Below are 20,252 nucleotides of genomic sequence, written 5' to 3'. Positions count from 1 at the left end.
ATACATCGTCCGCGAAATCTTCACGGCGCTGTGCAGGCCAAAATTGCCCACACTACCGGCTTGACGAATATAGGAGCTTCAACTCGATGGTCGAGACGTTCTTCAAAACCATCAAGTCCGAACTGATCTGGCCAGTCGCGTGGCAATCCCGCCATCAGGCCGAAAACGCCGTCGCCAGATACATCGACGGGTTCTATAACCCCGTCAGGCGACATTCATCGCTCGGCTTCCAAAGCCCCATCGCCTTCGAGCGAAAGGCCCGCGAAGTGAGCTAAACGCTCTCCACAAAAACCGGGCAAGTCCAAGGCTGAACTGACAATTGGAGGGCGCTCGGGTGGCTGGGCGCCCTTCGGTTCTTGAGTTAGGCAACTACCCAACTTGTAGGTTTTCGGCCTGCAAACTTCCGCGATAGTCGCTACATCAATTAGGAACGCTGGCTGACGAAGGGATGAACAACTGTAAACCGGAATGCTCAAGGGGGCTTATGTTAGGATCCCTGATCAGCTAAACTGATAAGAGCGCGACCCTAAAGCCGCTAGAAGAGCATGATGCGGCTCGGATACTATTCTTGCCGGTAAATCAATTTGACATCGGCTGATACCTTCAGACCACTCTCCGGTAAGCGCCGAGTTGCCCATCTCCAGACTGGTCATTCATGCCGCGCGCAGAGCTGTTCAAGGCAACGTCGGCTATGGAGGCGAAGCGGAAACTTGCAGGTGTGGCAAGGATGGTGCTTCCCTCGTGAAGGAGGCCAGGCAGTGCCATCGGCCCTTTCCGTCCGGTCGAGTTTTCTTCCCAAGTTACTACTTCGGAAAATGGGAAGCGCAGTTGCCGAACAGGGAGCTCAACGAGAGAACATACCAGCGGGAGGGCCTAGGTGTTCATTCATTAAATCGGTCCTCGATAGGCTGCCCACGGCGCAGGGCGTGCCCCCCGCTCAGCCTCTGTTCTGCGAGCTCGAGCCTCAGTTGCTTCAGTTCTTGCAAGAATTCTGAATCCTCGATCACATCATCGATGCTGCGGTCTGTGTCGTTACTATGGCGCCGATCCCTATCTGCCCACACATACATGAAGGCACCAATTCCCTCAGGATTTTTCTTGCACCACTCTCGTGCGGCATCGAGCACCCGCCGTCCCAGCGGAAGTCGGTTCCAGTACCAGAGGGCATCAGCCACAGCTTTCCGGTCCAGCGTCGTCGAAGGCACCCCGGCCTCAAGCGATGAAAACACCATCGCCCGCTCATCATCTGTAAGTATTCCCTGGAAATCGAAGGTAAACCGACCGAGGAGAAGATCGGCATCCCGACTCCCGTCCAGATCACCCCTTTCAAATGAGGACCGAATCATGCTGCGAACCTCACTGAGGAAGTCGTCGTCATACTCGATCAAGCGCCTCGCCAATGCCAGACAGGCGCTCAGCGAGGACCCGCTTTCCCACACATCCTGGAGGCGTTCGACCAGATCAGGGACCAATTCTTCAAGAAAATCTGCAGACGGATTGGCAAGCTTTTTGGGCACAAATGCTTGATAGAGCACCTGCCAGTAACCAGACCTGAACCCGATCTTTATGTCAGAACTTGCCGTCGCGCTCCACCGGTCAAACGCCTCTCTGACATCGGCCAAAGTCCCACCCGCCTGAAAGTAGCTGATCAAGAGCAGGGCAATCTTGCCATTTGGCCTGACACTGACTTGCTCTTCATCTGGCTCGGACCGCAGTTGCGTTAGGATCCATTCATTTACGAAAAATGCCAGATCGCCGACCTTATCCTTGCGGGCGGCAAGGATGCGGGAGAGGATCTCACCGAACTCGCCATAGTCTTTCCAGATGCCGAGGACATCAATCATCTGCGGTATCTGGTACATGACCTCGCACGCGTGGGCAGGGTTCTTCTGGGAAAGCGCGAGCAGGCAAAACATCCGGCCTCGCAGGTGCTCATCTGCTGGACTGGCGCAGAGGATACGGTCCTCAATCATGGGGAGGTAGCGCTCCTGCCAAGCGCGGTAGGCCGCATTGAGGTTCTTCGTACCGTTTTGGGCCCGTACCTGCCTGTCAATCATGGTCAGAGCGCCTGAGTGCTTTGCGAGCAGCGCGTTTCCCTTCAGTCGGCGGACAATTCGCCCCACGGGCGTCTTGTTGACAACCTCTTTCACCAGAGACTGTTCAAAAAGCCGCTGACTTTCCTTGCGAGCGTTACTGATGTGCTGGATCAAAGCTTCATCGACGGGAACGTCATAGGAGAGCATCGCCTGCAAGGCTCTGAACCGAGCACTTTCATCAGTGGACGCGATTTTCAAGAGCAGCCCGACCCAGTGGGTGACGGTCGTCTTAACATGAGTGGCCGGATAGTCGGATGCCGTGTAGCGTTCGACAAATGCACTGAACGCTTCAAGCCCGCAGCGCTTGGAAGCCTCCAGCAAGCATTTATGCAGGTCGTCCCGTGCTGCGGTCGCAGTGCCGGTCTTGATCGCTGTGTCCCATATCGCTTCAACGACCACATCGTGAAATGGCTCCATGATGTCCGTTATGGGTTCATGTTCAATCACGCCGTCATCGATCAGGGCGTTGACGGTTAGGTGGTCGGATTCGGAGAGGGCCTCTCGTGTGGCGGGCAATGAGGTGACGAGGGCCGCAATTTTGTTTAGGCTGCTACCAGGCATTTTTCGGGCCAGCCAGTCTGCCAGACCAGGACTGTGACGGAGTACGGCATGATCGGCGCCAGTCAGTCCACGGACATGCTGGAAGCAGTAGAAGACCACGAGCGCAAGAGACGATGCACAGAGGGCGATGATTGAATCGCAGACGGATTGGCTGGCGCGCAGGCTCTTCGTGATGATCTTGCGAAGGACCCATGTATGGTAGCTGGCGTAGCTTTCCTCACGCGGATCGATCCGGCGATGAAAGGGCCGGAATCGCGCAAAATCCGCCCTCAGGCTTTCGCTGCTGGATTCCCGCGTGGTCAGGACCAGCAGATTGCCGGTATCGGATTCAAGAAACCTGATGCATTCTTCAGCGGAGGGCATCCTCTCGGCATAGTCGAGCAGCAGACAGGTCGGGGACTTCCACTTCTTGTCTATGATTTTAACGTCATGGATTGACGCGTAGTGATATTCTGGGTTCAGTCGATGACTGCGCATCACAAGAATTCTTGTCAGCTCGTGGGCCAGCATCGTTTTACCCACGCCGCCGCTACCGGAAATCATCAGGACCTGCGTTTGCTCTTCCAGAAACGCGTCGACAATCTCCTCTTCATCCTCCAGCAACCTGCCTTCGGACGGCTGCTCGGCCTTGAACTCGCTCCGTGAAAAATAGCCAAGCCCTTCGTAGAACTTGAGCAGCTGCGGTGAGGAATGGCGCTTGCGCACCCTCGTCGTAGCCCGGGTTTCAGGAGCCTCACGCCGTGCTTGGCGCGGGTATTCCTGTCCGACACTGCCCTGTATCCACTGGAGGATAAACTCAGCGGCATTTCTCAGCTTGGCCGGAGAAACGGCGAGGGCTGGGTCGATGGTTAGGTTCCTGTTTACTTGCTGTAGTCGCTTGGCGAGCTCCTGATCGGTGTGATTGGTGATGTCTACCGCCAGATCACGAAAGAAGTCCTTCGAGGTAGGGGGCATGCGCTTATCGAAATTTTTTTCGAAGTGATAAGCGATTTTCCTTCGGAGACTGTCCTCAAAGATCCCACTGCTCAATGGTATGAATTTTTCCAGAACGGTGACAAGGAGTCCTGGCGTGAGACCATGTGCCGGCGTCCAGCCAAGCGCCTCCGCAAGACCCATGTAGAAAGCGCGATGGGTGTTCGACTTAGAAATTTTTTCCTGCACTCTGTTTCCGGCGTTTCCGTTGTTTCCGGCGTTTCAGGCGGCCCCGAGCCATTCCCGGTAGTGATTCGAAGCGAAGATGGGGCCAGCGCTCGAAATGCCTCGCTCCGCTTCGAAGCCACCGGGTGGCCGTTGGACAGACGGCCTCGGCCCCACATGGGAGAGCATGGAGACGACCGCATGGAACCCACATTGAAAGTCGACAAGTCGGACGGAAAAATCAAGAAGCTTGCCGGGTCAATCCCGGATGTGCTCGCGTACAGTAACGCTGTTGCATCGGGTGTGGCGATTGCCGCAAAGCTGAGCGGCACGGTCGATGGACCGGCCTTCTACCTGACAGCCGCCGGACTGGTCGTGATCAAGGTTGGCACGGAATGGACGAGGAGATGGAAAAAAATCTCAAAACAGTAGGCCGCGTGTAGCTTCCTAAACTGTTCCGTAAGGAGGGGGGAGTTCGCCTCTCTCCTCCTTTCTCTTGGGGTTGGTTTTGTATTGGCTTCTGAGATGCGGTTCTCGGAGTTAAGTCTTGAGAAAACCTGTTTTGGTATCCAACGGGCTTGAGCAAAGTCCAGCAACAAGGTTCTGGATGAGATTACATCACGTCAATCGATCCGGGAAGGCTGTCCTAGGGGCAGTCTGGCCCCAGGGCCGCATGTGTTACACTTCTTTGCCTTCATGCGCCTGAAATGGACTCTCTGCTTTTGGGATAATTTCTGCAGTTCGAGATGGGACGCTTGAGATAAACTGCGAACCGAGATTTTAAGTTTTGCCAGTTTTTGTTGTTTTTTCATGCCTCTATATTGCTGTGTGATATGATCAGCGCGCTTGCTGGAAAGATAAAATAGGTAACATCCTTTACAGACTTTTCCATTTGCCATTTTTTAATTCATGCGCTATCCGTTTTTCATCAACTTCACTAAGGGAGATTTTAAATGAAGACTGATCTACAATTTCTCAAATCAACAGTTCAATGCGTCGTTAATCAGCAGCTTTCTCAGCGTAACCTTTCCGCGCTCGCTGTTGCGGATCTGACTGTCGACTTGGTCTTATCGCTGATGTCTGCCAACACGGATGAGCAACCTCGGCCGTCGAGTGCGGTTGGCATCCAGCAGCTGACATGCCCTAGGGGTGCACGCTTCATCCCGGCGGTGGCAGTCGAGGAATCTGTGCAAGATGAATACCTGGTCTGCCTTGAAGACGGGCTTCGCTTTCGCATGCTGAAGCGACACTTGGCTGAGACCTATGGGATGACGCCGGATGAGTATCGACGGAAGTGGGGTCTTGATAGCGATTACCCAATGACGGCACCGGCTTACTCAAGACGTCGTGGCGAGATCGCACGCTCGTTGAAGCTCGGGCACTACCCCCGTCGCTGACGCAACGTCTCCCGAGGCCTTAGTCAAGGAGCCATCGATCATCGGGTCGGTGGCTCCTTGCATTTGTACCTCTGGACGGTTGGCGGGCCGTGTCCGCCCTTTGCTTCAAAATCTCTTAGTGAGTTAAGAGAATTCGATCCGCCTCAATATCCCCGTTGACCGAGCGTGAACTCGTCTTGCTGGGCGGGGCCGTACCTACAGCGAACAGATCCTTAACCTTTCTGAAACCTTGGCGGCCTAACTGATCTTCAGTGAACGGAAAGGTGAGGTGGAGAATGAGTAAACCTATGATTTGTTTGCGTGTAAGACCGCTTAGAAAATGGGCGGACGTTGCTGCTGCGACGGAACACGGTCGTCGGGTCCGGAAGGCGGCCCACATTGATCTGACACGAAGTCAGATGAACGAGCACTACGTCTTCGATCCTGATGCAGTCCAGCTCGAGAGATGCGAGACACCGGCGGACATCACACGTTGTCTGCGTGCTCGAGCTGGTGAACTTGGTGCCAAGTGGCACAAGTCCGCGATTGTTGCGACGGAGATCATGTTCATCGCTTCCAAGTCGTTTTTCACAAGAAGCGACGGTACGGTTGACACTGCGCTGGCAAACGATTGGTCGGACGCTTGCCTACGGGCGTGGGAGCGCCTTTTCCCTGGCCAGTCTGTCGCAGCCCGCCTCGATCTAGATGAGACGACGCCCCATCTTTCCGTTTTTTTCCTGCCGCTGCACGAACGACGCTATAGGAGCCAGTCCCGCGTCTTGAGGCAACCTGAACGGACGAGACTGAAGGTCAGCCACAATAAAGCTTTTGGGGACGTAAAGGGTCCGGACATTCTTGCTATGCTCCAGAGCTGGCTGGCAGCGGAAATGCAGGCCGCTGGGTTTGACCTTGTTCGTGGTCAGCGCGTCGATGAGACCGGAAACGGCAACAAGACACCGGCAGCTGGACGGAGAGCCTTGGCCGCAGCCCGTCAGCTTGCGGAGGACATAGAAGAAGACGCGCTCGCCAAAGCCGCTGAACGCTTTGAGGACACCGAGTTGCGCATCAATCAGCGATTGCGGGAAGTTCAGGCGCAAGTCGTCGATGCGAAGCAGAAGATTATGGCGCGGCATGAGAAGAACCAGAAGAACGCGGACGAGCTTCGGCGCTTTCGTCAGGAGCTTGTCCGAGGATTTGAAGACCTTCAGCGAGATCGAGAAGAACTGCTGGACCAAATCCGGATCCTTGATCGTGTGATGCGCGACATCGCTCGGCAGCTTGGCGTGGAAGCTACCGGATCCTTCCAGAAGCGGCTCAGGGCAATCTCTGAGGCGTTGGAAGACCGACAGAGCGGAGGCGGTCCCGCCTACCGCCCCAGTTGAGCTTCAATTCAGGCGGCCGTCATAGCCCCGTGGGCGCCAACGGGCAGGCCAAGCTTGTCTAGCACTGAAAGAATTTCGTCGGCGGAGAGTTCACGTTGTTTGATCAGTGTTTCACTCAGGCCCAGAAGCGCATCCATGTGTTCCAGCAGGACCCTTTCCGCTGCGGCTTCGGCTTGGAGCAGACGCTCTTCCACCGCAGACTGTATGGCTCTCGGCAAACCAAGTTGCATCAGGTTCGCGGCTGGCTGCCAGATCGGTGCACCTGGCGCAAAGCCCCATTCTGAGTGCATTCGCACGGCAAGCGTCGTCGCATTAGCAAGATCGCTGTCCGTTCCGTGGCCGGCGCCGCTCGAGATTGATCCCATGACCAAACGTTCAGCAGCCCGGCCGGCAAGCAATTCTTGGAGCACTTCGTCCGCCGTTTCCGGCGTGAGAAAAGGCAGGGCAGGCATTTCTACAAGACCGCCCCCGCCGCCAATCCGCACAGATTTGGGGGCTGGCAAGGTCGAGAGTGCTCTCACAATCACGTGGCCGGCTTCATGCACGGCCATCCGCCGAAGGTGCTCGTTTCGGATATTCGGGTCATATGCGCGCAGGACAGCATCGAGATCGTCGCGGGTGACCGGCCGATTGGCTGCTCGAGCCCGACCCAGCACTTCTCGCGCCTTGCTGGCGACGGTCGCACCCGATGATCCGACCAGTTCGATGCTCGCCGCTTCCAGGTCAGCCGCAGTGATTTCGGAATTTCCGGATTCAGAGAGATGATCTGAGAGGATTTCCCTGATGCCTTCCTTGTCCGGGTTTCCCACCGGAATCCTAAGGTCAAACCTTCCGGGACGAATAACTGCGGGATCGACGATAGAAAGGTCGTTCGTCGCAGCCAAAAGGACGAGGCCAGGAGTCGCGGCAGCTCGTGTCAGGTGCGTCAGCAGGCCGTTGACGACGCCACGAAGGTACTGATCGTTCGAACCCTCACGCGAACGGTCTGAAAAGCTGTCGATTTCGTCGATGAACAACACTGATGGAACCGAAGCTTCGGCCGCACGGAAGGCGTCGTTCAGCGCTTTCAGCATATCGCCTTGATGCCCATGACGTTGGCAGTCGCTATAGCTGGTGACGTGAAGAGGGATGCCTGCGCTGCCTGCAAAGGCTTCCGCAATCATCGTTTTTCCATTTCCAGGTGGGCCATAAAGCACGGCACTCATGTTTGCCTCCGACCACTTGAGGGCGCCCGCCTGCCAAGCCTGAAGATCTGAAAGCATGCGCTTGAGGTGACCCACCGCTTCACGTTGACCACGCACCTTGTCCAAAGTCACGGCTTCTAGGGCTGCGGGAACCTTTGCATGAGCTTTCAGCCGGCCAAAAAGTTGATCCGGTGAAGTCAGTCGAAGTGCGGCTTGAAGCTGTGTTGTCGTCAGCCGTGCGAGTAGATGGTCGTCTGGAAGTCGGTCACGGATGGTGGCCGGCCCTAGGCGCGCCGCCTTTCGATGCAGTGCGCAGATGATTTCGACGACAAGTGCTCGGTTCATTCGTGAACAGCGGAGCGTAAGGCCGACATGACGGCGCAAAGGCGCGAAAAGCTCCTCGCTTGCTGTGATGAGGATGACTGGATTTCCCGAGCGCAGGTAGTTCTCAACCCGCGACCCGAGCTGCTTGAGCGATTGCGGAACTCGGCACGTCGTATCCTGCGCGTCGCTGCAAACCACGATCTTCGGCTCGGTTTCGAGAAGATCCCAGGGACCAAACCGACCAGTCCACAGTATCAGTGCCTCCTTGATCGCGCCGACAATTCCGCCGCTGTCATCTTCAAGCAGTGGCATGACAACATGCGTGAGATGGGCGGGTTCGAGGACGCGCAGGACGGCCGACTGCGTCTCGAGGGCATCTGCAAGGCCACCGACCGCCACGAGATCCGCAACCACCGCTGCCGTCGGCATCCAAGGCAATCGGAGTTTCTGAGGCGCTCCCTCGCCAGCAGCTGCAGCCGAAGTGCCGCAGTCGCTACTCCCTTCGTTCTCCATGTCAGGGGCGTGAAGCTCAAAGTAGAGATTGCTCCGCGTCTTGAGTTTGACGCCGTGGACCTCTTGGTTCCATTTGTCCTGCAGGACAAGCCTGAAGGCCTTCCGTTTTGAAAGGGTGTTTGAATTCAGCGGTCCCGTGCTTGAGGTTTTTTCAGATGGCTCCATCCATTTCTCCTTATCGATGATTTTGGGGTAAGTGCGGGTAATCCTCTATGCCTGTCGGGCTTTGGATCATCATGCGCTCAGCAGTAGTAGCGCTTTTTCTTCCGCAGAACCGTTGAGATACTCACCTCAAGGCTCTCAATTGGATCTGCAATCAAAGCTGGCAGTTCAGATTCAAGTATGCGGAACGATCTGCCGAAGTTCGGCATGAATTTCACTGCATTATGTGAGAGAATAACAAGGGCTGCGATGTCGAATGCATTCGCCGAATATGGCCTTTGGCCGCCAGTGCGCCCGTTTCCCCGTTGCATCGAAAAGCTGCAGACGCCATCGGTCGGTGCAGTGATTGTTTTGATTTGTAGCAGCAGGGCGTGCCCAGACAAATCTAAAAGGCGATCTGCACAGTGCAAATCGGGGGCAGTCCAGACGCGCAGCCCGTGCCGCGTAAGAACACTATCGACCAGGAATTCGCCAGCTGCGCCAATGAATTTTGCATTTGCACTGCGGACACTGTGACAGATTTCCGGAAAACCGCGAAGTTGCCCCCGAATGATGGGGGCCAGCATGTGCATCTGGCCGCTTGGAAAGAGATCCTCTGGATCATCTTCTAGCGCGGGAAAGAAGTTCTGGTTCGTCATGTCATGTCCTTTTGATGATGGTGTGTGTGTTCAAGGCGCTGTGTGCCGTCTCCAAGGTAATCCGGACCATTAGAGTGGCTGTGCACCCAATGATTTCAGGGAGATGAAAGAGCTCGCGATGCGTTCCGAAGGCATGGCCAACCGACGGATAAAGCGGAGTAACACCGCATCGCGAGCAGTGCCGCACAGCCCCGACCGCTCGGTCGAAGATACTTAGTGATCGACAGCGCCACGCAACCAAGGGCGCGCCAATCAGCTTGGTCTGAAGTAGCCACCTTCAGACTGTGCGGGGGATAGATTCTTTTAGCGTCTCAGCCAGCCTCTCGCTGAAAGGCGGCTGAGAGATGATAAGAGCTTCTGACCGCCTTGTTTAGATGATATTTCATCATGAGCATTCTCCGTTATCTGTCATCGCTGACTTTCTGAATGGATAAATTGCGCATTAGATTAAGTGAATCAAGGCGCGAATTAAGTACAAAGAAAGATTTTTGGCGATGAGCCAGTAAGCGCGCCAAATGCACCACGGCCCCTTTGGGGCGCTTTGATTTGGGCCGTCCTGCGATTTTGAGGGATTGGGTGGGCTTATGCCGTCTCGACAATCAATACATCTATGATGCAAGGGGCATCTGCTGACGCGCTATTGAGCTTGCTCGAGCTGAATCAAAGGGAGGGTTAATTTGGAACTATAGTGCTCTCGTCCAGCTTGCGACGATATGGGTTTGATGCAATTTTTGAGCCTGAGGCTGTTTACTAAGATGGCGGTTCCCCCCCAGGTCAGCTTGAGGGACAGCCGACAACTCAACGCGCGCCATGCTACATGGGGTCCTGCACAAGTCTCGCCGTCGGTCTCACTGTCGTTGAATTATAGAGGGTGGCAGCCTCCCTACAAGAATCTAGTTTTGTCATAAATAGGGGGTATTGACTCTCTGCTAAAACATCCGGTATTGGCCTCTTTATTGAAGAGGTCTTTTTAATGGAGTACATTGATCGTGTTAGAAGCAGCATGCAGTATCTTGCGGAGCAGATCGTCTCTCGCCCGGACGGTGAGAAGTTTCTGCCCCTGCTCGAGAAGCTCAAGGCCGAGCATGACAGTCTTGTCAGCACCGAGAACATTCGGGACTTTGCCCGAAAGTTGGCTGCTGGGCGTCAACCCAGAGACGGCGGCGCATCGCAGGGTGAAGCAGTGAAGCTGGGAAGGGTGGCCTGAAATTTCGTCAGGCCACCCGGAACCCTTCCTCGAGAAGAAGCTTTTCGATCTCGGCTCGCAACTCGGCCTGTGGTCGGGGCGTCCAGGTCTCTGTCGGAAGGGCCACCATTTCTGCGAACAGTGCTCGAAGCTTGAGGCTGGTCTCGTCGCCATAGACCTCGCGTCCGCGAATTTTCTTCAGCGAATGGCCCATCATGAGACCGCGCTCCTCATTGTCGATGCCTGCGCGCCGCATGCGACTTTCATAGCTGTGACGTAACCCGCCTAGGCCGTGGGTGTCTGAGGGAAAAAGGCCGTTGGCCTTGAAGTATTTCGGGGCAGTATTGTAATAGTTGCCGTTGCCACGATACCGGGGAAACCCTTTCGGGTTTCGCTTCATGGCCTCGAGGGCTGCGCCGACCAAGGGCACATCACGGATCGACGCTGCCGTTTTAATGTCGCGTCGTTGTCCGACTGGTCCTTCCTCGACACGAATACGAATGTGCGGGATCGGAGCGTCAAGGACGATGGATGCGGCCGGCAGATCGAAGACCTCGGACACTCGACATCCTGTTTCCGCACAGATGATTACAATGTCCCGCGCCTCTCTGTTCAACCCCGGCAAGGATCCTGGCTTCAGAATGTTCTCGGCGATCCAGTTCGGTGAAAGTTCGGGCTTTCGCGCCTCTTTTTTCTTTCGCTCGTGAACGGGCTTCTGCTCGATGCGGATGTCGCCGAAAACATTGACGTATGAATCGATCTGTGCGTCCGCAAAGTAGGTGTCGATCATGGCGCGCATGTAGCCGAGATGCTTGTTCGCATACTCGGACGTGACCCGGTCGTCTCCGGTGAGCTTGTTTTGCCACCAGCGCCGCGTGTCGAAGGCATTCTGCTTATCAATATCCTGAACATTCTTGTCTTCGCCAACAGCTGCAACGAAGGCCTCCGCAGCCCGGATCCACTTGGCTTTCCAGATCCGAAGCTGGCGTGGGTTCTTCATTGCCACTTCGTCCGGACGAAGGTTTGCCATGTCGCGGGCGAGTTCGGTGATCGTCGTCGTGGGCAGCTGCAGGCCGCCCAGTTGTACTGCAAACAATGCAGATGCGGTCGTGGGTTTCATCTGCTGCAAGCGCTCGATGCGTTCGACGATGTCCTTTACGGGGCCTTCGACCAACTCCTGCATCGACTTGAGCTTGATGTTGTGGGTCTTCGCCAGGGCCAGGGTCGCATGGAAAGCCTCTCTGGTCTGTTCGGGCGCCTCTCCGGACAGACGTGCATCAAGCTCCGCAAGGAACTGCTTCTTGATGATGGGCACCAGCTCAGTGGCTGCCGTCTTGCTGTCGGTCGCGAGGGATTGGGTCAGAAACTCCTGATCGCAGATCGTGCGATACTTCTGCGGGCAGCGCATGCGGAACCACCAGACTTTTCCACGTTTCCATAGATGTGGCATGAGCAGACGCGACTCTGTGCGATAGGGGGCTGTATCACATGCGTATCACACTTCGGGCCAAGATGCGTCAAGCGCGTCATCCTATCGCACTGAAAAGGCGCGATAAAGCTGTCCGGGTGTGATTCCGGGTTTCGACCTTTCGGACTGGATGCGACGGGCGAAGAGGAAGTGGATCAGCTCCCATGTCTTTCGAAACAAAAAATTTGTCGAGTTATCTTGACACCACGTTAAACGCGACACAATTTATGTCTTGTTGGAGTTTGACATGACCTTGAATGACCTTGCCGAACGTCTTGGCGTTCCGGCGCGACAAATCCGGTTTCTCATCGCTGAGGGTATCCTTCCTCCGGCGGGAAAGACCGGTCGTGCTGCCGATGCGTACGATGAAACGCATGTTGTGAAGGGTCAGCGGTATCTGGCGCTGCACCGGATGGGAATGAAGCCCGGCTCAATCAAGGTTCTTATGGCCTTCGATGATGCTGTGCCAATCCTTCAGGCAGGTGGCGTGGAGTTGCGCGTCGATCCGGGAATTTCCCCGGAGGCTATCGACATCGAAGCGGTTCTGGGTGCGGCCGAGGCGGCGCTGCGGGCTTATGCTGCAAAGGGATAAGGTATGGACATCACGACATTCGGCCACTCGCTTGAAACGATAAATGATGGGTTGACGGTATTCTCGGATGGTCGGCCCGCGCCGGTGCCGTTGGTCGCAACAGTGATTTCGGTAGACGTCACGGCTGGTCTTGCAACCGTTGTCACCACGCGACGTTTTGCCAATGTCGAGGATCGTCCCGTCGAGGCGATCCTGACTATGCCGGTGGGTTTTGAAGCAGTGGTGACTAGCCTGAGGGCTGTCGTGGATGGTCGCACAATGGTGGCCGTTGCCAAGTCCAAGGAGGAGGCCAGAGAGGATTACGAAGCAGCGCTGGAAGAGGGCAGGCTTGCTGTCCTGCATGAGGAGGTGCTGCGGGGCATCCACGCGCTGTCTGTGGGTAATCTGGCCCCCGGCAGGGAAGTTGCGGTTGAACTCCAAACCGTTGTGCCGATGTCTGCCGGAGTGTCCGGGCCGTTCCTGCGGATCCCCGTGACTGTAGGACAACTTTACGGTTCTTCCCCTCTCGCACCCGTAGATGACGTCGTAACAAGTGCAGCTGTGCGTCATGAGGCCGATCTGACGGTGACGACAGATGCTGGGCAAGTACTGCTTTCGGGGCGTCAGGTTTCGGGCGTTGAGCGGATCACGCTTGATGCCTCAATAGAGATCGTGGTGCAGGGCGGGCGCTTCGGGACGCACCAGGGCGTTGCTGCGGACGGGCGGCAGGTCCGGGTCGATCTACGGCAGATTGCAGCAGGCGCTGGCGCTCTCGACCTCGCGGTACTTGTTGACCATTCGGGATCCACGGGAGAGCAGGCGGCGGGTCCGCGAGGGTTGACGATCTGGGAGGCTATTCGCGACGGTTTGCGTCTTGAGCTTGGTCGTTTGCGTGGGGGCGACCGGATCGCACTTTGGGAGTTTGATGATACGTGCAGGCAGATCGGGGAGACCACTGGACCGGACGCGGCGCGCCTCGTTTCGAAGCTGAAAAAACCCAATGGAGGTACAGAACTAGAACGGGCAGTGAAGGCGGCGTTGGAGAATGGGGCGGCGGACATTTTGGTTCTGACCGATGGGCAGACCTGGTCATCCACTGTGGATGCGCTTGCTGCCTCGCAGGCACGCATCAGCGCCATCCTTGTGGGACCAAGCAGTCTCGATGCAAACCTCGGGCAGCTCTGCACGATGACAGGGGGACAACTCTACTATGCTCCGGGTGACGATGTGGCAGCGAGCCTTTCGTTTGCCTTTTCAGCGCTTCGTAGCGTAGGGCGGGCGGTGGAGGGTTCGGTGGCCTCCGGTATGCCGGAACGTGTGAAGGCCTTGCGTGGTGGGGTGGAGTTGATTGCACAGTGGTCCGATGCGATGGAGGTACGCAGTTCTGACGCAATCGGCCGCTTCGCTGCAGCTTTGGCCCTGCCGCTTCTCGGTGCGGAGGCGGCCGAAGATTTTGCACGGGCGCATAGCCTTTGCACGCATCGCACGAGCCTTGTCCTGATAGACGAGGTGGGGGCAATGGTTGAAGGCATGGCGCAGCAGCGAAAGGTGCCTTTGATGGCACGATCACCTGCAGAGTTGAGCGATAGCATCGGCTCGCTTAAGGTTAGCGCATTTAGGGCCGCACCCGTTCCGTTCTCGGCAGCCAGTGCCGGTGATATGTCGTCTATCGGCTTTAGAGAAAGCTTCGCTCGGCTTGCGAAAGCTCGTCACACAGTGCTTTCAGAAGACCTGCTGCCGCCCGTTTCTGCGCACGATATCCGCCAGCTTTTTGTCAGTCTGCGTTGGGATGCGCTTTGCGAAGACTTGCTAGCTGGCAATCTACGGGGCCTGAGCGAGGAGCAGCGCGATGTTGTGAGTTCGCTCGCGGGCATGGTGCAAATTGTCAACTTCGGGAAGGCTAAACTCCTTTCGTCTGAAATCGTCGCCCTCGCGTTGATTGCCGACCTCATTGATGACCGATTGGGGCGGCGCTTCGTCCGGCGTGCATTCAAGGGCATGGCGGTTAGCGTTTGGGGGCACCTCCGACTGTGGCGGCCAAGCGCAGCAGGTGCGCCGTTGGGCCAGTGAGGGTTTTGAGAAAGCAAATGATCAGGTCACTCCAAGACTGGCCCGCTCTCATTGGCCGTCCAAAGGGTTAGTGCCGAGCGCTTTCGTTGATTGCTCTGCCCTCGTTTTCGAGGACGGTCGGCATCTGATCAGCTTGCGCCTCAATAAGGCAGGTGCTCGGAAGTCTTCCTCGCAGCCGTCGGCCCCGCTGCAGCTTTGGTCTTCTGCCCAAGATGCGATAACCCGCGTGTAGCCTAGAAAAGCGAGCTGGACCATATCCGACAAACGATTAAACTTCCCAAAATCCTGAGGAGCTTCAATGGGTAACTTCTACGGAGGCAGCACAATAATCGAAAGGGGGCGGTTCGCTTCCCATGACCCTGCGGACGATGGTGTTCCGTTCGGCAGCAGGAAGATTCCGCCCCGTGGCAACCAGACAAAAACCTCAAGGCCGAAATCATTAAAGTCGAAGCAGGTAATCGACCCTCTGAAGCTTCTTGAAGGCGCCCGCAAGAGCCTTCTACATACCATAATCGATCAAGTTCTGATGGGACGTGATCAAATCAAGATCCCACGTACCGTACATCCAGATTTGCAAGCAGCACTTCGTGAAGCTGGTTCGCCGTTTGCATGGGCGGCGTCTCAGAGCGAGTTCGGTGCTCTAGAGGCCAAAAAGCGAAAGAAACGAGAGGAACGAGAGTTAAGGGATAATCATCGGCAACTAGCAGGATCTGTGCCGGTAGAGGTGAAACGTAGGAAATCCGCCAGAAAGTCAGATCAGTCTGTTGCATTCCACAAGCCAATTGTAACGGCGGAGGACATCTACGAATACCAGCGGATTAGGCTCATCCGAAGCCTTGTAGACCAGATGATCAAGAAACAGGGGACACTCTCTGTTCCGAACCTAAACAGTCAGCTTTTTGGTGAAGTAAGGGCAGCAGGTTCGCCCCTTATCTGGCTGCAGGCGCAGCCCGAGTATCCGGCTGTCTTCAGGGAACTCTACCTTCGACATCAGAAAGCAGCTGCCCCGGCCCCCAAGAAGGCAAAACAACCACCTCAAAAGAAGAAGAGAAGCAAGAAGCAGCTGCGGATCTCACAAGTAGGCGAGTCCCAGAACAACTCTGGAAAGGGTAAGCCCAAGGAAAGAAAGAGCGAGCAATCCAGTGACCCGTACGAGCAGCCAACACGCCCAGTGAAGCCACTCAGTGACGCGCCCGTCAGCTTCATCCTTAGGCAACTGAATAGAGCGCCCGAAACCACGTTTGACGTGCGGAAGATCGACTGGGACGTAACTTGAACGCATCACGAAAGGTGGAGCAGATGACGGGAATGCTACTGACCTGCTGACGTCGAAAGCGTTTTGGACGTGCATGTCACCATCGTGGGCCTGACACTTGGTTCACTATACGATACGTGGCTCAAATCCGAAGGTAAGTGACCTCGAACTGTTTGACCGCCCTGTGTTCCTGAAGGCGGTTTGCCAAACTGAACGCATCGTTCATCTGATACTGCTGGAAAATGTCGAGCCCACGGTCGAGCGAAATCTTCCAACCAGTATCAGTGACGATGTGTCGTGCATGCGCAGTTCCCGTACCGTCGAACGACCAAGTGAAACTTACGCCAGTCCCTTCGCAAGCGGCTGTAATGGCGTCCAGGTTCTCTCGTTGCTTGCCGATATCACCCTCATGTGGGCAGGTGACCAGTTCGATTGTGACTTGGTCTTCGGGTTCCTTTAGCCGCAGGACCGTTTCCACTAACTCCATGATGTTGCGCACCTGATAGAATAGGCGGATGTAGGGATCCGTGACCACGATCTTCGTCGCACCCTTCAAGTAAGGGCCGAATAGCTTATGGAAGCTGACGCCCTTGCGGTTTTCCGCGAAAACGAAATGTCCTTCCTTCGGCCCTTTAGCCTCTTGTTCCGGGGTATGGTGCGAAGTGTCCGGGGCCGTTGTGCTGGTGACCGTTTCCACGACGGCATCTGTGTCCGACGCTTGCTCCGGCTTGCGCTCTTGAGTGCCTGCGGCATGCAAATGATAGAACTGGGGGTATTCGTCCTCTTCCAGAGTCGTGACCTGCACCTTCCGGCCACCCTTTGAGACGAAATGGAAGTCTACGGCGGGATAGGTCGCATCAATGCGCTTTAGCTGATCCTTCACCCGCTTGCGGCTTTCGACGGCCAGTCGCAGCAGTTCCTCCACCTCACCTTCGGTTTCGCTCCCGGCTGGGAACAGCAGCTTCATAAAGCCAGACATGGTCTTGTTGATGGCGTCACGGTCACGAGTGGAAATCTGCGGCCCGAGGGTGAAGTAGGCCTGGTGGCGATGCGAAAGGTCATCACTGCGCAGATGGCGCAGGATCTCTGCGAGGTAGTCAACGATGAAGCCAAAACCTGCCGTGAACATTTCAGCCCGGATGACGTCCACCTCCCAGCCAGGCAGGTAGGCGTGCAGTCGGTCGATGAATGCAGAGTCGTGGAACTGGCTCGGCAGTTCCTCAAAAAGATCGCTGTTCTTGAGCATGTAGGGCACGTTGTGGGCCGTATTACCCACGAAGGCGAAGCTGGCCTCTGCGCCCATCGGTGTGACCCCCCGCGAGAAGGTCTTGTTGGCCATGTAGTTTTTCATAATGTCAACCAACGCTCTGTTAGCCGACTTGTCCCGGCCCGCGAATTCGTCGAAGGCCACCACGTCCCAGTATCCAACGAGCCCGATACGACCATTGGAGTTGTTCACGAACAGCTTGGGAATGCTGACCTCACCGCCAGAGATCAGCTGCCCATGCGGCGAAAACTCCGAATAGACATGCGATTTACCCGTTCCTTTGGGCCCTAGCTCGATCAGGTTGTAGTTGCGTTCAACAAAGGGGATGAGACGCATCAGCTGGAGAAGCTTGCTACGCTTGCCGAAGGCCGCAGGGTCAAACCCGATGCTCTGCATCAGAAGGTCGATCCACTCCTCGGTAGTGAATTCCTTCCTAGCCGTGACGAACACATCAAAGTCGACCCGAGCAATCTGGATAGGTTTCAGTGTTTCCAACATCCAGGGCGAGATACGCTGATCGTCGGAATGCTCGTATTGGACGTCAGCGATGCACCAGACCCCGCTTACCAAGAGCTTCGGGTTGGCTTTGACCGTTCCGCTGTCTACTGCGACCTTCTTGATCGCCAGGTTCTCGAAGACGGCTTCATACGCGTCCGTCTTTTCGTTAAGTGCGACGCTGATGCGGTCGATGACTTTGTAGCGCCCCTTTTCGCGGATGGTCGACTGGATCAGGCCAGCCTCATTCCGGTGCACATAGTGCTTGCGCAGAATCTCCTTGACCGTCTCAATGCCAGTTTCGATGGAGGCTTCATCGTCTGTGGCACAGTACTGGCCAAGCAGATATTCCAAGACGTAGCTAGGGACGATGGCGTTGCCCTTCACCGCCTTCACGAGATCCTTTCTGACCACGAAGCCGGGAAAGTGAGCGTTGATCTTGGAGTTCAGGTCAGTCATGCCGACACATCCTTAGAAATCGAAATCAGTCGTAATGCCACGTTTCAACTGGAACCGCTGGTGGGCGTATTCCTGATAGTGACTGGTCTTTCCCACTTGCTCGTCAAGCCGCAAGAAGACGTCCTGGTTGTTGTAAGCATCAGCTTTGCGCGACAGCAGGAACTTCTTGGACAGCTCGCGCTCACGTGGATTTTCGGAAGTGAAGGCGAAGTTCAGATCTTGGACGTCAGAAATCAGCTCACCATCGCTAGCATAGATTGCGCCCCGCAGTTGCCGCTGTTGAACCTTATCCGTGACAGCCCGCAACTGGTAGAAGGTCACCGACACTTGGCCGGATGTGATCAAGGATTTGCCAGTGTTGACGATCTGAACATCCACTTGGCGCAAGTCGCTTTCACGGCCTTTGCCAACTCGCACGACGGGAACGACGATTTCCTGAAGCGACGCTCCGCCATGCACGAAACGACTTCCGGCACCCTTGACCCGAAGCCGGTTGATCGAGTTCGGGATCAAGACATCCAGGTCGCTAGTAAGTCCGAGGTCAGCAGACTTGAACTTCTTCATGCCCGAAGTGCTGGGCAGGTCTTTGCCAAAGACGAACCGACGATTGCGGGCAAGGACATTGCCCTGAACCTCGGCCACAGAGAAGTCGCTCTCTTCCAGTTCGCGGTGCTGGTAAATGAAGCCATGATCTGCCGTGACTAGGATGTTCGTCGCATTTGCCGAAGTCAGCTTTCGCACCAGCGTCACTAGGTCTTCGAGCGTATCTTCAACGGCTTGCGTAACATCGCCTTCGGTTGTCAGCTTGTCGCCGATGGCATCGATCTTGTTATGATAAACGTAGATCACGTCATGGTCGCGGAACAGCGCCTTGGCCTCGTCGGTCTTCATGCCCTTGATCGCATCCGCACCTTGGACCGTCACCCGATCATCCTTGCGCCCGGTTGCGAGCAGCTTCTCTCGATTGACGGAACCACTGGTCGGCTGGTCACCATCGAAGACGAGTGTGCTGTCGTCGTCCGCGATGCGGAGCGCGTGGTTTGGCAATAGAGCGGCCATACCCAGTTGCGTGTAGCTGGGCAGCACACCCAGTATGGGCTGGAGCTCGGCATCGAAACGGTCGAGCGCTCTTATGCGAGACAGGAACTCTTCCGCGATCTCGTAGCGGAGCGCATCAGAAATGATCACGCAGACCTTTTGGCCGCTGCGACGATACTCACCGACCTGATCCCGGTAGAAATCCATCTGTTGTGGCACACCCGGGATGATCCAGGTCGCGGCCTTGTTGATCTGCTCCTGCCAAGCGTCGTTCAGTTTGACCAGGTAATTGTTGACGTAGAGGTTTTCGATCCGTTCGAAGAGCGTGCCCAGCAGGGTTGCCATCGCGCTCTTTTCAAAGTGGTAGATGAACCGGCGATAGTACTGATCCAGACGATACCAGCTGCTCGCATACCGCTGGAACCCTTCGGCGAGGCTCGTCATGCCCAGGGTCGCTTCGGCCAGGCCCTTCTGGAATTCCGCCGCGAAATGGATGGCCCGGTAGATGTGCTCGAACTGCGTATGCCAATGGCTGCTTTGACGCTCCATTACCCAACGCAGCACTTCGTTCGGGGTCACTGTGTGGTTGGCCATTCCTTGAACGATCTGCCGGATGATATGGCGGTCCACCTCTTCGAAGACATCAAGGTCCATCAGGTAGCGGAAATCGCGTTTGGCGACATCGGTCGAAATCGCCAGCGGGCCAACGAACCGTTTGGACAGTGTTTCGAAATGCGCAGCGCCGGTCTTGTCGTTCTTCCAGCGCCGGAACAGCACCAGAGCCTCGGCATTCAGGCTCGCATCCTCGTTCAAGATCATCGCATAGCAGGACTTGAACAGGGTGAGGGCGAAGTCCTCAATCCCGGGATCCTTGGCCTGATAGCCATAGGCGCTTCCCACTTGCTTCCACAGCACCTCGGTCAGTCCGCAACGGTCGATCAGCTTCATCGCCTCGTCCCGCTCTTGGGCAAGATTGTGTTTCGGCGTGCAATTTTGACCCCCTAAGGCGGGGTATCGGCGTCCAATTTTGACCCCCCTGACGTTCTGTCAGACCGTTCGTTGCGAGGCAG

At 56.1% G+C, this 20,252-nt stretch carries 14 protein-coding genes; 8 read left to right on the top strand and 6 right to left on the bottom strand.

The window, feature by feature from the left end:
* Positions 1-275 (top strand): IS3 family transposase (locus C0V75_RS21675; protein WP_254216570.1); only part of this gene is annotated, 275 nt, incomplete at its 5' end.
* Positions 276-881: 606 nt separating this feature from the next.
* Here the strand turns inward: C0V75_RS21675 and C0V75_RS21670 are convergent.
* Positions 882-3,818, bottom strand: coding sequence for a hypothetical protein (locus C0V75_RS21670; RefSeq protein ID WP_143710494.1), 2,937 nt, complete (start codon positions 3,816-3,818; stop codon positions 882-884).
* A gap of 177 nt (positions 3,819-3,995) precedes the next feature.
* Here C0V75_RS21670 and C0V75_RS21665 point away from each other — a divergent pair, with 177 nt between their 5' ends.
* The 3 genes from C0V75_RS21665 to C0V75_RS21655 all read left to right on the top strand — a co-directional run bounded on the left by C0V75_RS21665 (position 3,996) and on the right by C0V75_RS21655 (position 6,552).
* Positions 3,996-4,226, top strand: a complete 231-nt coding sequence (locus C0V75_RS21665; protein WP_143710493.1) for a hypothetical protein — start codon at positions 3,996-3,998, stop codon at positions 4,224-4,226.
* Between the two features lie 521 nt (positions 4,227-4,747).
* Positions 4,748-5,191, top strand: coding sequence for a MucR family transcriptional regulator (locus C0V75_RS21660; protein ID WP_101923064.1), 444 nt, complete (start codon positions 4,748-4,750; stop codon positions 5,189-5,191).
* Positions 5,192-5,466: 275 nt separating this feature from the next.
* Positions 5,467-6,552 carry a plasmid recombination protein gene (locus tag C0V75_RS21655; RefSeq protein WP_101923063.1) on the top strand — a complete coding sequence of 362 codons (1,086 nt, stop codon included), beginning with the start codon at positions 5,467-5,469 and terminating at the stop codon, positions 6,550-6,552.
* 8 nt (positions 6,553-6,560) lie between these two features.
* On the opposite strand, the gene C0V75_RS21650 is transcribed toward C0V75_RS21655, so the two are convergent.
* Positions 6,561-8,738: an AAA family ATPase gene (locus C0V75_RS21650; RefSeq protein ID WP_101923062.1), complete on the bottom strand. Its 2,178-nt coding sequence runs from the start codon at positions 8,736-8,738 to the stop codon at positions 6,561-6,563.
* A gap of 77 nt (positions 8,739-8,815) precedes the next feature.
* The gene (locus tag C0V75_RS22855; protein WP_143710492.1) at positions 8,816-9,373 is read right to left on the bottom strand and encodes a hypothetical protein; all 558 of its coding nucleotides are present in this window, start codon (positions 9,371-9,373) and stop codon (positions 8,816-8,818) included.
* Positions 9,374-10,376: 1,003 nt separating this feature from the next.
* Here C0V75_RS22855 and C0V75_RS21645 point away from each other — a divergent pair.
* Positions 10,377-10,580 carry a hypothetical protein gene (locus tag C0V75_RS21645; RefSeq protein WP_216821500.1) on the top strand — a complete coding sequence of 68 codons (204 nt, stop codon included), beginning with the start codon at positions 10,377-10,379 and terminating at the stop codon, positions 10,578-10,580.
* A gap of 7 nt (positions 10,581-10,587) precedes the next feature.
* Here the strand turns inward: C0V75_RS21645 and C0V75_RS21640 are convergent, their stop codons facing one another.
* On the bottom strand, positions 10,588-12,009 hold the full coding sequence (locus tag C0V75_RS21640) for a DUF6538 domain-containing protein (RefSeq protein WP_371410715.1): 1,422 nt from the start codon (positions 12,007-12,009) through the stop codon (positions 10,588-10,590).
* Between the two features lie 265 nt (positions 12,010-12,274).
* Here C0V75_RS21640 and C0V75_RS21635 point away from each other — a divergent pair, with 265 nt between their 5' ends.
* The 3 genes from C0V75_RS21635 to C0V75_RS22850 all read left to right on the top strand — a co-directional run bounded on the left by C0V75_RS21635 (position 12,275) and on the right by C0V75_RS22850 (position 15,944).
* The gene (locus tag C0V75_RS21635) at positions 12,275-12,619 is read left to right on the top strand and encodes a MerR family transcriptional regulator (protein WP_143710491.1); all 345 of its coding nucleotides are present in this window, start codon (positions 12,275-12,277) and stop codon (positions 12,617-12,619) included.
* A gap of 3 nt (positions 12,620-12,622) precedes the next feature.
* Entirely contained in the window at positions 12,623-14,668 is a 2,046-nt protein-coding gene (locus tag C0V75_RS21630) for a VIT domain-containing protein (protein WP_101923058.1), read from the top strand.
* Between the two features lie 298 nt (positions 14,669-14,966).
* Entirely contained in the window at positions 14,967-15,944 is a 978-nt protein-coding gene (locus C0V75_RS22850; RefSeq protein ID WP_143710490.1) for a hypothetical protein, read from the top strand.
* 121 nt (positions 15,945-16,065) lie between these two features.
* Here the strand turns inward: C0V75_RS22850 and brxL are convergent, their stop codons facing one another.
* Together brxL and pglZ are read right to left on the bottom strand one after the other, a co-directional pair.
* Positions 16,066-18,144, bottom strand: a complete 2,079-nt coding sequence (gene brxL / locus C0V75_RS21620; RefSeq protein WP_101923056.1) for a BREX system Lon protease-like protein BrxL — start codon at positions 18,142-18,144, stop codon at positions 16,066-16,068.
* 12 nt (positions 18,145-18,156) lie between these two features.
* Positions 18,157-20,208 (bottom strand): BREX-1 system phosphatase PglZ type A, encoded by a 2,052-nt coding sequence (pglZ, locus tag C0V75_RS21615; RefSeq protein ID WP_101923055.1) that lies wholly within the window; start codon positions 20,206-20,208, stop codon positions 18,157-18,159.
* Between the last annotated feature and the right edge of the window lie 44 nt (positions 20,209-20,252).

Source organism: Tabrizicola sp. TH137 (genome assembly GCF_002855575.1).
In the GTDB taxonomy this organism is placed as follows: Bacteria; Pseudomonadota; Alphaproteobacteria; order Rhodobacterales; family Rhodobacteraceae; genus Paragemmobacter.
Note: the sequence above shows the minus strand (reverse complement) of the source record. Positions and strands in the feature narration are given on the sequence as shown.